This window comes from Actimicrobium sp. GrIS 1.19, assembly GCF_035984655.1.
Taxonomy (GTDB): Bacteria; Pseudomonadota; Gammaproteobacteria; order Burkholderiales; family Burkholderiaceae_D; genus Actimicrobium.
In genome coordinates this window covers 1-13,420 of sequence record NZ_JAXCHT010000005.1, presented here as the reverse complement: position 1 = coordinate 13,420, position 13,420 = coordinate 1, and the positions used below count along the sequence as shown (strand labels likewise).

The following is a 13,420-nucleotide window of genomic DNA, read 5'->3' as shown; positions in this document are numbered from 1 at the left end:
TCAGTCAGGCAATGCGGAAAACGTGATTCCCGCAGCCTGCCATTCGGGAATCAGCGTGCGCATCGCAGCGATCGTGTCTTCGTTGTGGTCATGCAGCAGGACGATGTCGCGTGCGACCGGACGATTCCCGCGAAACCGGCGCAACAGGTTCTCGATGCCGTCCTTCTTGTAATCGCTGTAGGTTTTGGTCCAGTGCACCAGACAATATCCTTGCCCGCAGACGCGTCGGATCGACGCCAGATCGACCCGGCCGCGCGGTGGCCGGAACAGCCGTGAATCAATCCCGCTGGCCTTGGCAATGATGTCGCGGCAACGGGTCAATTCCAGGTCGAGCTCGGCGTGCGACATGCCGACGATCTCGCGATGCGCCCAGGTGTGGCCGCCGATCTGATGGCCGTCCTGCGCCATGCGCCGCAGCAGCTCCGGATGTTTTTCGGCTTTTTCACCCACCAGAAAAAAGGTCGCCTTGACGCCGAACGCTGCCAGCACATCCAGCAGCGCCGGCGTATGCACCGGATCAGGACCGTCGTCAAACGTCAGTGCGACGGTGGGCTGGGCGGCCGGCAAGCGCCACAGGAAACGGCCCGGCGAATACAACTGCTGCAATACTGCCTTGGCAGCCTGGCTGATCGAAAGTGTCATGGTTGTTGGCGTACGGTTTGAATGAAATCACAATTCAGGTCAGCGATGCGTCGCCAGGTGCGGTTGGCGACGGAATCGGCAATCCTCTTGGCATCCCACGGCTGTTCGAATGCGCGCGCAAGGGCATTACTCAATGCAACGACGTCTGCGGGCGGCACCAGCAGGCCGGTCTCGCCCTCCACAAGCAGGTCGGGGATCCCCCCTACTGCACTTGCCACGACCGGAATTCCGCAGGCAAGCGCCTCGACAATCACGTTTGGCGTGCCCTCGTTGCGGCTCGGTAAGCATAGCAGCGTCGCCGCGCTCATCCAGGTAGCCACTTCCGCCTGCGTCACCGCGCCACCAAAGAGAACCGATTCGGCCATTCCGACCTCTGCGATGCGCTCGGCAAGCAGCTTGCGCTGCAGTCCCTCGCCCAGCAAGACCAGCCGATCCGTTGCGTCCACTTTACCAGCGCGCTGCAAGGCAATCCATGCGTCAACCAGAAATTCGAGCCCTTTGACCGGCACCAGCATACCGACGAACAACACGACCCTGGCATGTGGCGCGATCTGCAGCGCCGTGCGCGCCTGTTGCCGCGGCCGCGGAAAAAACACCGTCGTGTCATACGCCGCACAGGGAATGCAGGCGATGCTGGTTGCGTCCGTTCCAATCAGCGCAGCGATGCGGGCCTCCAGGCTGCGACTGACTGCAACGACACCGATCGCGCGGCGCAGCGCCCAGCGGATTTGCGGGCGCAAGAGCGGCTGCCTGGCATACACATTGATGTCGCTGCCGTGCGCGGTCACCAGGAACGGCAGGCGCAGCAGCGCCGCCGCCAGTGCCACCCCGACCGCATCCGGGTAGGCACAATGGGCATGAATGACCACGCCCTTGCGATCTTTCACGATCCGGCGCAGCGTCCGCACGATCCCGAGAAAATACCCAAGGCCCGACAACCAGCCGACTTTCGGCACGACCACGAAGCGCGGATGCACGACCTGCAGGCCGTCCATCCATTCAGTAGCCGGGATACTGCGCTTTTCGCGCCACGCCGGATTGTTGCCAAATGGCGGCGCATAAGGAACGGGCGCGATCACCTCGATATGGCAGCGTTGCATCATTGCGCGCAACAGGTTGTGGACGAAGACAGCACGCTGCCGGTTGACGGCGTTGGGAAAAAACGTCGTCACCGTCACCAGCTCGATCGGCCCGCTGGGCTGGTCAGCCACGGGCACGCGCCTGCTCCGAATACAGTCGCATCAGAGCAATCCCGCAGTCATCATCGGCGCGGCGCCAGCCGGCATCGCAGCCACCGCGACCTCGCTCTTCCTTGCGCGCGCCTCGGCAGCACGTTGCAGCATCACGCAAACCAGACCGATCGTGGCGAGAATGTAAAAGCTCCAGTCCTGTACCTTGGCGTCGAGGGTCGCGCGCATGAGCATGGAATACACGCCGATGAGTGTCGCGCGCCGAACCGCATCGAGCAGGGGCGGACCACAAGGCAGGAATGGCCGGTGCAGCGCGCGCAACAGCTTTGAGATGAACTTGTAGAAGGCAAAGAATCCCAGCAGCCCGGTGCCCGTCAGAATTTCAAGATAGGTGTTGTGCGTATTCTTGCCGCGGTTGTCGTGGCTGATTTCGCCGTATTCCTGCGCATGGTCATAAAACATGCTGGTGCCAACACCCAGGATCGGCTTGGCCATGATCATGTTGACGGCAGCATCCCACAATTCAAATCGCGAATTTTCTGCATCCGCGGCGGTGTAGTTGCTGCCTTGATTTTCCGCGCGCTTGGCCCACTGGAAACCGATCGCCGCCACTCCGACGACGACCAGCACCGGCACCCACATCCAGCGCTTGCGCCCGGTCATGCCAAAGAGGATGATCAGCGCGAACTCCAGTACCAGCGCCAGAATGCCGCCGCGCGACAGCGACAGCAGGATGCCGATCACACAGGTGCCCAGCGAAGCCGCCAGCAGCAAGCGCGCAATGGTGTTGCGGGTGATGGTGCGCATCATGTACAGGAAAGGCACGATCTGGATGACGATAAAGGAATAGTCGTTGTGGTTTTCGTACATGCCATAGGCGCCGGCGCGTCCGCCAAGGGCCTGTGGCCATCCGAGCAGGACGGCAAGGATTCCGAAGACCACGATGAACATGCCGCCCGCCATCATGCCCCAGACATAGCGTGACAGCGCGACATCGTTGGAGACCAGCAGCACCGAGGTCGCCACAAACACAAAGAATACCAACCAGGTTGAGAAGCCCGACAACATCGCCGACAAGCCGCTCGAATACAGCGACAGGACCTGAATCAGGAAAAACAGCGAAATCCAGACAAAGATCGGATGCTGGAATGCCTCGCGCCGTGCGTACACGGATTTTTTCGGCAGGCTCACCAATATCGCGAGCAGTGACATCACCAGCATCGGCTTGAATTCGGCAAGCTGCGTCCAGAAAATCCCCGGCTGGAAAAAATTCATGAATACGTAGAGGAAGCTCATTGCAGCACCCGGGTAAATGTCGTGTTGCCGTTCCTGTGCGCCGCGCCGACGAGGCACGGAGGCAATCCGGTTGGCCTGTTCAGATTAGTGTGCACGCAACAGCATCCATTCAATGTTTTCGCCGGCGCCAGGCCCCGACGGGCTAAGCCGCTTGAGTTGAAAGAGATCGTCCAGCACCGCTGGCCCCCGTTCGGTCGATAATGCCGCAATAAAGTGTTCCCGGCACAGCTTTTGCAAATCCGGGTTGAAGTCGGCCAGCTTTCCGTTGGGAAAACAGAAGATCGGGCTGCACTGCCCGGTTTCGTGCAAAACCCGATCCCTGCTGACGAGAATTTCAGCGCGGGCATCATCGAACGCAATCTTGCTCAAAATCGGGTGGGATACCGTGTGCGCCCCTACCTCAAACCCCGACCCGACCAAGGCCCTCGCCTGGTCCCAGCTCATGAAATGGTAATCCCCCGAAGCAGCAGCATCGGCGACCGCCAGATCCTTGCCCAACTGCAGGATAGCGGCATCAATATCCGGTGGCGGCGCTTCCTTGAACAGGCGCTTGAGCCGGGACAATGCCCGTCGCTTTTCCACCTGGTCCCGCAGTGGCAAGGTCAGGCCATGGCCTGACACCTGCAGGCTCTGCTGCGCGGTTTGGTCCAGGAGCATTTCCAGCCGGTCGGTCCAGATGCATCGGGTCGTCCCGATCAACCCGCTGGTCAGAAAAAAAGCGGCGGACATGTTGAAATCTGCCAGAGCAGGCGCTGCGACAAGCGCATTGTTTTGATAGCCATCATCGAACGTGATGGCGACGGTATCCGACATATCCCGCTGCTGGACCAGACCGTCAACCAGTGCCGCCAGACTGATGACCTGGCGCGACCGTTTCAACACGCGCAAGTGACTGATGAAGACATCAAGAGCAACATGCTTGCCCTCGCAATTGCGAATGCCATGCGTGACTGGCGCAGACGAAACCCCGTGATACATCAGGATGATTGGCGGACTGCGCTTGACCTTCATCGCCAGTTCCAGCGCACGCGATCGGGCCGACATGTCAACGACAAAGGACATCGCCCGGCTCATGCTGCGGCCGCGCGCCTGGCGAGGCTATCGAGATAAAATTTTTCATACCGGGCCACCATCGCCGGGAATGAGAATTCGCGCACCATGCGCGCGCGCCCCGCCGCGCCGAATGTGGCGCGCCGGTCGGCGTCGGAACACAATATCTGCAGGTATCGGGTCAAGGCCAGCACATCACCACTCGAAAACAGGAAGCCATCGCGCTCGTGCGAAATCAGTTCAGGATTGCCACCAACATGGCTGGCGATACTCGGAATACCGGCCGCCATCGCTTCGAGCAAGGTATTTGACATGCCTTCATTCAGGGACGGCAGGACAAAAATATCCATTGTGCACAGCAAATCGGTAACGTCATTGCGATGGCCAAGAAAACGCACCTGCTGGCTGATGGAAAGCGAGGCGGCCAGCGCCTCCAATGCTATCCGCTCCGGACCGTCACCAACAAGGATCAGCACGACATCGCGTCGATCCAGCGCAGCCACTGCCTGCAGCAGCAACGGATAATTCTTCACCGGCACCAGCCGTCCGACGCTCCCGATCACCAGCACGTCGTCGGGCAAGCCAAGCGCGGCACGCACGTGGGCGCGATCCCCGGAGCCAAACCGGTCCAGATCGACGCCGTTGTACAGAACCGCAACGCTCTCCGCCGGCAGGCCAATGTGTGCCACCAATTCCTGTTTCAGCTGCGCCGATACCGTGAAAACGCCCTGGGAAAGACCGGAGAACCAGCGCTGCACATGGAAGCGCATGGCCCGGTCGTCGAAGTTGCGCCCGTGCTCGCTGTGGACGATGCAGGGTACGCCCGCCAGTTTCGCTGCCACGAAGCCGTAGAAAAAGGATTCCACATTGCGGGTATGCACGATGTCGGGGCGCGTGCGGCGGAACAGCCGGATCAGGCGCAACAACAGCATCGGATCATTCCCGCCGCGCCAGCCCATTTCATGAATGGGCGTGCGATCGCTGATGCGCGCGGCAAACTCCCCCGCCGTCTTCATGCAGCAAATCGATGACCGGAAGCGCTCGGGAGACAAGTGATTGACGATGTTCACCACGCCATTTTCGAGCCCGCCTGGCTGCAGACTCAGTAAGACATGCTGAACGTGGATGCGTTTTTTCATTGATTCTCAAGCCAGCTTTATGCGAAGTATCTTGGCGACCCAGCGCTTGATGAGGCGAATGTCGTCTTGTGAAAACAAGCGCAAGGGGATGGCGACAATAAAGAAGACCAGGCTGAACAACACCCCGCTCAAGACCAGATTGAGCAGTCCGGAATGCGTCAGATGGTCCACCAGAAAGGAAGCTGACAGCGAAATCAATCCAGCGACAACGACACGCACCATGTGTCCGACTGGCAGCAATTTCATCAGGCTGGATTTGGTCAGCCACGGCACCACAATGAAGTACACCATCGTCTGTACATATTGCGTTGCGACCGTGGCAATGGCAGGTCCATAAAACCCGATCGTCTTGAGCAGGACAAAGCCAAGGATCAGCAACACCGCCGTCATTGCAAGCACGATATACAAATTCAGCTTCGGTTTGCCAAACACTTGGGGAACCAGGCTTAGCACCAGCATATGCAGCGGCATGAGCCACAGGTAAATGCGAAATACGTCAACGCTTTCGGCATACGCGGAGGTGAACAGGAGCGTAATGAACTGGTAGGAGTGCCCCATCAGAAAGATAAAACTCGGCAGCACGATAATCGAGAGTTTGCGCATCGACTCGCGCAGGAGGCGCACGACTTCAGTCAGGTTGCCATCGCGGACCAGCGCAGGCAAAGTCGCGCGCAGTACATTTGCAACGGACGCCTGAAAGATCACGTCGAGCGGGATTTCGAGCGCACCCACGGCATACACGGCATAGTTGGCCGGGGTAAACGACGATGCCAGCATGCCGCGGTTGACCGTATTGCCAAGCAGCCCCGACAGGGAAACCAGGGCAATCGGCGTGCTGTATCGCAATTGCTCCATTGAAAAGGACTGCTTGCGCCAGCCGTGAAAGTCCAGTCCGCTGCGTTGGAACAGGTACACATTGCGCACCACGAACCGCAGCGCGGAAAACACAACGATGCCAACGATCAGGCCGGTAAATCCAAATCCCAGCCACAACGGGGCCAGCAGGGTCAATACCCGCACAACGGTTTCAACGACCTCGAAGGTCACCGCCAGGCCATAGCGATTCTGACTGATCATGAAATGCAGACAGTGCTCGCTGCCAATCATGAACACCAGGCAAAACGCATATAGCTTCAGCAGCCCCGACATCGACGGGTTGTTCAGCGTCGCAGCAAACTGATCCGCACCAAAGAAGACCACCAGCGTTGCGAAAATGCCTGCTACCAGCAGCAAGATCGTGGTTTGTGCAACCAGCGCCGCGGTTTTTTCGGGACCCGAGAAATGATAGAAATAATAGATGGAAGTCGGCAGTCCCAAGGTGAGAATGCCGATGGCGGCCGTGCTGATCAGGATCATTTGCTGATAACTGCCGTAGTCTGCCTGGCTCAGCATGCGCACGAGGACCATCGGCATGATGAATCCAACGGCATACTTGATCAAATTGGCAACGACCAGAAATCCGGCGCGGTCTGAGAGGGATGTCACAGCGGGGTGCAGTCTGAAAAAGGGGAATGGTTAAAAGTTCCGCGAGATAATAACGCAACTGCTATCGGCCAGCGACGGCTGGTTGTCAAATACAACAACAACCGGCCGTCCGCTTGTCAATGGCCAGTAGAAGCACGATTGGCAATCCGGAATCTGCTGAAACATTGATCTTACCCGGGGTAGAAAGGCGAATAACCAATTGTCACAACGTCAATGGGAGCTACAATTACCCCGCCGTTGCAGGGATGCCGGCATGGCGACTATGCTATCCAGTTCCGCCAGTCACGCGATGCGAAATGACACCCACTGTCTGCATCAATGCAGGTTTCCTGACTTGATGTCGACGTCGATTTCAGCATTCAATGGATTATTTACACGATGAAGTTTTTTCCCCGATGGATTTCAGCCCGGGTGTGTGCGTTGCTGCTGGCCGCAATGCACCTGTCCCTTCATGCGGCGACACCGCCCAGGATCGTCCAGCGCCCGATTCTGATTTATACCGACATCGCGTCAGGTCCGAGCGACGGTGGTGAAAACAACAAGGGCATCTACCTGTCCGTTTTCGGCAAGAACTTTGGGCAGGGAAAATTAGGCAGCACGATCAAGGTGTTCATTGGCGATGCGGAGGTGGATAACTACCGCGGCCTGAAACCTGCGCGCGGCCGACCGGATATTGAGCAGATTACGGTGCAGATTGGCATGCTCGGTGGACAAAAAGCCGGCAAGCCGCTACCGGTCAAGGTTGTCGTCGACGGCAACGAATCGGTCGGAGATGTCTCGTTCATGATCAATCCAGGACGAATACTCTTTGTCGACAACGTGCGCGGCAATGACCTCAACGCCGTGGTTGGCGACGTCGACCGGCCATTCCGGCACGTGCAAACCAGCCGCCTGACTGAGGGCGCATGGGGTGTGGTCCAGCCCGGTGATTTTATTGTCATGCGCGGGACCGGGACGAACTGGACTGATTCCGGCTTCGAAAATTACTTCCTGCGCATTCAAAACAAGTCCGGCACTGCGCCCACAGGCGTTGCCGGCAGCGGCCCTATCGGTGTGATGGGTTATCCGGGCGAAATGGTCATGATCTACCGACCCTTCGTTGCCGAAACCGCCGATAAGCGTGATCGGACACCCGGTGGGATTTCGGCGGTCAACGGACTCAATCTGCCAGGCATCGGGCAGTGGGTCTCGATATCGAACCTGCGCATCGAAGCAGGCGGCTCAGATGGTCCCATTAATGTACAAATCCTGGGAAACCACTGGCGCGTCGTCAACAATGAACTGACTGCAGCGACCGCAGTAAAAAACAGCAACGCGAAGTCTGCCGGCATCGCTGGCAATGGTTTCGGCGAAGTATGGCTCGGCAACCATATTCATGACGTGTATTGCGGCCCCGAGACAGGCGGCCCATTGCAAAACCACGGAATCTATATCGATGGCGACGGCGACTTTGAGATTGCGTACAACGTGATCGAGAACATCGCTGGCGGCAGCGGTTTTCAAACGTACGTGAGCGGGACGAACGGCTCGGAAACGACCGGCAACGTCAACTTCCATCACAACCTCATCCGCGGCGTCGGCAAGCACGGCATCAATCTCGCCGATGGCACCAAAGACGGCATCAAGATATTCAACAACATTATCGTCAACACGCGCTACGCCGGTCTGCGCCTGAATTCGACGCAACTGCACCGGGCGAAAATCTACAACAACACCTTTAACAATACCAATACCGAAGGCAAGTCCAGGTACGGCGCAATCATGAACGATTGGCAACTTGCCCCTGATGCTATCGATATGCAAAACAATATTTTTGTCCCTCATCCCGGCACGGACTATGCAGGCGGAACGGTCGGATTCGGTGGAAATATTGGCATCATCAACCGGAACTTCTGGCACGGCGGCAAGGGCGACGTTGGGTTTGATCGTTACCCGCAGTCAGGCGAACTCAAATTCCGCGCAGCGGACAAGGATTTCCACTTGCTGCCGGAGAGCTGGGCGATCGATGCAGGATCGGCTGCCGTGGCGCGAATCGTCAACAACGATTTCGACATCACGACACGCCGACCGCAGGGCTTGGGATTCGACATTGGCGCATTTGAGACAACGCGTTGATGTCCATCACCGCCAAAACTGATCTGGAACAGCGCATGAACGGGTGAAATTCCCGATTCGTTCAGGCATGTAAACGCTGCAGAATTAAAAAAGTTGCGCAAATACAACTTAGCATCATCCGTTCGGACCATGCTTTTCAGAAAATTCTTCGTATTTTTGCCTTTGGGCAATTTTTTTGTGTTTAACACTATTTAACAAGTTGCAATTGCAGGGATGCGCCCTTACACTTGAGTTGTCGCAAAGCAATAGTTACTCATAAAACAAGTTTTCCTTGAACCAGCGCCCCCGCTTGAAATGGTGCTGGTTCTGGTGGCGTCGCGAACATGCGCTGCCAAAGTCCCACCGAATTTGATCTCGCAAACTCGCATGCATTCTTCGTTGTTGGCCGCGTCAGCGGTCAATGAATTCTGGCTGTACGGCAGAACGAAAAACATAAAGACGCCTATCGTGACTCTTACATTTGATGATGTACGCCCTCTGGCTGGATCCTCCTGCGAAAAGACTGCCCTGCCGCTACGGCTGAGCCTCGCAACATTGTTGATCTCGGCGTTGTTGCTGGGTGGTTGCGGTGGAGGAGGCAGCACAGCCGCCACCACCAACAACAATAGTGCAGCGTCTTCCAGCAATCCCAGCCCGGTTGCGGTGCCTGACGGTTCGGCAACCGGATCCGCGTCGGTACCGGACGTCCCTACCGCACCGAATGTCGTTGCTACACCCAACGGCGTTCCTGTAGTGGTCGTGCCGCCAGTCAACGGCACCGTGGTTTCCGCGATCACAAAGCTGGTCGTCAACACCAGCACTGGCGGGACGGTCGTTTCCACCCCAAATGGCATCGCCTGCACTGTCAGCTGCAACGCCAATTTTGCCGCGGGTACCAGTGTGATGCTGACAGCGCAACCCAATGCGGGCTATGCCTTCGCGAGCTGGAATGGCGTCTGCGCCGGAATTACTGTGCCATCCTGCACAATGACATTGAACGGCGATGCCTCCGCTACAGCAAATTTTGTCGCGACGGCGGTCCTGTCGCTCACCAGCAGTGTCGGCGGCACAGTCAGTTCGACCCCCAACGGCATCAGCTGCGCTTCGGGCGCCAGCTGTAGCGCGACCTTCGGCACGGGAACCAGTATCGTGCTGGCGGCGCAGGCGCTGTCCGGCTATGCCTTCAATCACTGGAGCGGCAGCTGCAGTGGCAGCAACCCGTCCTGCACGATCGCGCTGTCGGCCAGCACCAGCGCGACGGCAACGTTCGTTCCAATCATTCCCATTACCGGCGCCCCGTACGTCCGCTACATCGACGCCGTCAGCGGTCCGGTGACCGGCGGTGAAGGCAACAATGGCGCCTACCTGTCGATCTTCGGCAACAACTTCGGCTCCAGCGGCATGGGCACGACCACCAAGGTCTATATCGGTGGCAGCGAAGTCGCCAATTACCGTTATCTCGGCACCGCCAAGGTCGGCAGCAAGCTCGGCCTGCAGCAACTCACTGTGCAGGTCGGCAATCTCGGCAATGCTGTTGCCGGCACCGCGCTGCCAATCAGCGTCGTCGTCAACGGCGTGACCAGCAATGTCGACCAGACCTTCACGCCCAATCCGGGCCGCATCCTGTTCGTCGCCCTGAACGGCAACGACAGCACCGCCGTCGCCGGCGACATCAGCAAGCCGTGGCGTTACCTGCAAACCAGCGCACGTGGCGGCGCCTATGCCACGCTCCAGGCCGGCGACCATGTCGTCATCCGCGGCGGTAACTGGTCCGACACCGGCTTCGATGGCGCCTGGCTGCGTTTCCGCGACACCCAGCAACAGGGTTCGGCGCCAACTGGCGCGGTCAAGACCGGCTGGATCCACATTACCGCCTATCCGGGGCCAGTCAGCGGCAACGCCATCGAGGATGTGCATTACTCGACACCGTCCGGCGTCAAGGGCGGCATCCAGGGGCCGAACTCGGCTTACTACGCCACCACCGGTGACTGGGTCTCGATTTCCAACCTGCGCATGGATGTCAGTGCCACCGCCAGTTCCGACGCGGCGCCACTCAATGTGCAATACGGCGCCGGCCCATGGCGCGTGGTCAACAATGAACTCGGCCCATGGCCGTCGACGCTGGCCGCACCGGGCAACGCCAAGGGCGGCGGGGTAGCTGGCCATGGCGACAACGTCAAGGTGTATGGCAACAACATCCATGACATCGCCTGTGTCGGTGCGCTGGAAAACCACGGCATCTATATCGATTCCGGCGCCACCAACTGGGATGTCGGCTTCAACTGGGTGCACAACATCACCGGTGGCAACCTGCTGCAGATGTTCGACAATGTCGGCCTGGCGGGCAATAACTACGTAGGCTTCCCGGCCAACTGGGCAGGCTTCAGCGGCATGCAGGTGCATCACAACTGGTTCGACGGCGCCGGCAAGTACGGTCTGAACCTGGCCGACAGCATCATCTCCGGCACGATCTGGAACAATGTCGTCACCGGTGCGACCTACTCCGGCCTGCGCATCAACACAATCTCGCAAAACATGAACATGACGATTGCGTTCAACACGTTCTATGACAACGACCGTCTCGTCAGCGGCTCCGGCAATGCCCAGGTCCTCAATACCTGGGGCAACTACAGTCCGACCGGCACCATCCGGATCTACGACAACCTGTTTGCCGCCGGACCAGCCACGCTGGCCAGCTCAAGCTATTACGCCAACGAGGGCTCGTCGGACAGCTATCTCGACTTCAAGCGCAATTTGTACTGGGCCAATGGCAATGGGTGGAGTACGCTGGCGCGGGACAGCACCGGACTGTATGGCGATCCGAAACTGACCGCCACCCTCGCCCTTGGCGCGGGCAGCGTCGCCATCGACGCCGCCATCCAGGCCACGCCGATCACCGTCAACGACGATCTCACCGGCCTCGTCTCGCGCCCGCGCGGTGCGGCCAAGGATATCGGGGCCTTTGAGCGATAATTCAACCAAACCACATGCCATGCTGCCCGCCCCCCCAGTGCGGCTCAGCATGGCCGATCAGCCAGAACAGGATTCGCTTCCGGTCAGAGTCAGTGCCGCATCACATCCCGTCAAGTCACTGGCGCCGATGGTCTGACACGTGCTAATCTGACCGCGTCTGTCCCTCCTGCAACAACTAAAATGTTGAGTGAAAGAATCGACTGCACGGGATTCGTTGCGTTTTGACGTGCTGTGTCATTTCAAACCGAGACAAAATAGTTTCTTTAGCGTATTTTTTAAAAACTATTTCCCTGGGGCTTGTGACACTCCTGACTGCCGCGGCACTGCACAATGAACAATGCCGCCGCAGGCATATTGTCACGTGATCATATTCTTCGCCATGAAGATTGCTGAAGATAAGCGGCGGCTAAAAACGGTAAAGCATTTGCATATGACCAAACCACATGTCTCCGTATTAATTACAACATACAATCGGATTGAACTGTTGTGCAAAGCCGTTGATAGTGTATTGGCACAGGATTACCCCGCCACGAAATTTGAAGTTATTATTGTCGACGATGGTTCTACCGACAATACCAGGACGGTCATTGAACATAAATACGGCGATCGCGTCCGTTATCTCTACAAACCCAATGGCAAGATGATTTCGGCATGCACCTTTGGCTTTGCGGCGGCAGAAGGTGACATCATTGCCCAACTTGATTCTGATGATTTCTGGTACCCAAACAAGCTCTCGACATGCGTCCCGCTCTTTGAGCAATCCGATAACGTCGTCGCGGTTTTTCATGACCTTGATATTCACAACGACAGCGATCCGTCAACCATAGGACACTGCTGGCAATCGCTTGACGTAAGGCTTACCGAACAACCATGCGATGGACTCGCATCGTATCTGCGCGGCGATCCCCTGCCCGCATGGACATCGGCTTGTCTCTGGCGACGTGCGGCCTTGACAAAAATACTTCCTTTTCCGGATGCCTTGCAGGGCTTCAATGACGCATATTGCGCAAGAAATATCGTTTTTTATGGCGATGTTTGCGCGACCACGAAGCGACTTGGCGGATACTTAATACATAATAATAATGATTACGGCGGCGGACAAACCGAGCTGTCCCGGGAAAAAATGAAGGACATGCTGCTGCAAAATGAAACCATGTCGAATGCATTCAATCATCGCTGCAGGGCATTTGGACGGAAATCGAGTCGGCGGCGGAAATTAATTCAGAAAATGGCAATGACTGAGTCGCATTGCAAACTGAATTCGCTGGATGGGAAATGGCCCGCAATAAAATGGTTGATGAAAAACAGGGCGGTCTCTAAACTGAAGTGCAACACCCAACTCTGATAGGGTGCGGCGATGCGAAACCACTACCAACAACTGCAAGCCGAGGAACGCGCCACGATCATGCTGATGCAACGGCAAAACCAGAGCGTTCGCCAGATAGCCCACGCACTGTAAAGTGGACCCACGATTTGAGACAGCGGTTTAAGCTATGTTTCTCACGTTAGGGTAGCGGCGAATGGCGGAAATAAAGAAGCGGAAAGTGCACA

Annotated in this window: 11 protein-coding genes; 4 read left to right on the top strand and 7 right to left on the bottom strand. The window is 57.6% G+C overall.

Annotation, left to right across the window (positions count from 1 at the left end; all coding sequences use genetic code 11):
- The 6 genes from RCH09_RS05640 to RCH09_RS05615 all read right to left on the bottom strand — a co-directional run bounded on the left by RCH09_RS05640 (position 1) and on the right by RCH09_RS05615 (position 6,802).
- On the bottom strand, positions 1-642 hold the full coding sequence (locus RCH09_RS05640) for a polysaccharide deacetylase family protein (RefSeq protein WP_326940075.1): 642 nt from the start codon (positions 640-642) through the stop codon (positions 1-3).
- Positions 639-1,814, bottom strand: a complete 1,176-nt coding sequence (locus RCH09_RS05635; RefSeq protein WP_326940187.1) for a glycosyltransferase — start codon at positions 1,812-1,814, stop codon at positions 639-641. The genes RCH09_RS05640 and RCH09_RS05635 overlap by 4 nt, the downstream gene beginning before the upstream one ends.
- Before the next feature lie 69 nt (positions 1,815-1,883).
- The gene (locus RCH09_RS05630) at positions 1,884-3,128 is read right to left on the bottom strand and encodes an O-antigen ligase family protein (RefSeq protein ID WP_326940074.1); all 1,245 of its coding nucleotides are present in this window, start codon (positions 3,126-3,128) and stop codon (positions 1,884-1,886) included.
- Positions 3,129-3,212: 84 nt separating this feature from the next.
- Positions 3,213-4,010 carry a polysaccharide deacetylase family protein gene (locus RCH09_RS05625; protein ID WP_326940186.1) on the bottom strand — a complete coding sequence of 266 codons (798 nt, stop codon included), beginning with the start codon at positions 4,008-4,010 and terminating at the stop codon, positions 3,213-3,215.
- Positions 4,011-4,198: 188 nt separating this feature from the next.
- Entirely contained in the window at positions 4,199-5,317 is a 1,119-nt protein-coding gene (locus RCH09_RS05620) for a glycosyltransferase (RefSeq protein WP_326940073.1), read from the bottom strand.
- 6 nt (positions 5,318-5,323) lie between these two features.
- On the bottom strand, positions 5,324-6,802 hold the full coding sequence (locus RCH09_RS05615) for a lipopolysaccharide biosynthesis protein (protein WP_326940072.1): 1,479 nt from the start codon (positions 6,800-6,802) through the stop codon (positions 5,324-5,326).
- A 378-nt stretch (positions 6,803-7,180) separates the two neighbouring features.
- Here RCH09_RS05615 and RCH09_RS05610 point away from each other — a divergent pair, with 378 nt between their 5' ends.
- Positions 7,181-8,917, top strand: coding sequence for a right-handed parallel beta-helix repeat-containing protein (locus tag RCH09_RS05610; protein WP_326940071.1), 1,737 nt, complete (start codon positions 7,181-7,183; stop codon positions 8,915-8,917).
- A 221-nt stretch (positions 8,918-9,138) separates the two neighbouring features.
- On the opposite strand, the gene RCH09_RS05605 is transcribed toward RCH09_RS05610, so the two are convergent.
- Positions 9,139-9,777, bottom strand: a complete 639-nt coding sequence (locus tag RCH09_RS05605) for a hypothetical protein (protein ID WP_326940194.1) — start codon at positions 9,775-9,777, stop codon at positions 9,139-9,141.
- On the opposite strand from RCH09_RS05605, the gene RCH09_RS05600 reads away from it, so the two are divergent.
- The 3 genes from RCH09_RS05600 to RCH09_RS19700 all read left to right on the top strand — a co-directional run bounded on the left by RCH09_RS05600 (position 9,677) and on the right by RCH09_RS19700 (position 13,328).
- Entirely contained in the window at positions 9,677-11,869 is a 2,193-nt protein-coding gene (locus RCH09_RS05600) for an InlB B-repeat-containing protein (RefSeq protein WP_326940185.1), read from the top strand. The two genes, RCH09_RS05605 and RCH09_RS05600, sit on opposite strands and share 101 nt — an antisense overlap.
- 379 nt (positions 11,870-12,248) lie before the next feature.
- On the top strand, positions 12,249-13,214 hold the full coding sequence (locus RCH09_RS05595; RefSeq protein ID WP_326940070.1) for a glycosyltransferase: 966 nt from the start codon (positions 12,249-12,251) through the stop codon (positions 13,212-13,214).
- 12 nt (positions 13,215-13,226) lie between these two features.
- Complete coding sequence (locus RCH09_RS19700; protein WP_442785007.1) at positions 13,227-13,328, top strand: helix-turn-helix domain-containing protein; 102 nt, start codon at positions 13,227-13,229, stop codon at positions 13,326-13,328.
- Positions 13,329-13,420 lie beyond the last annotated feature (92 nt).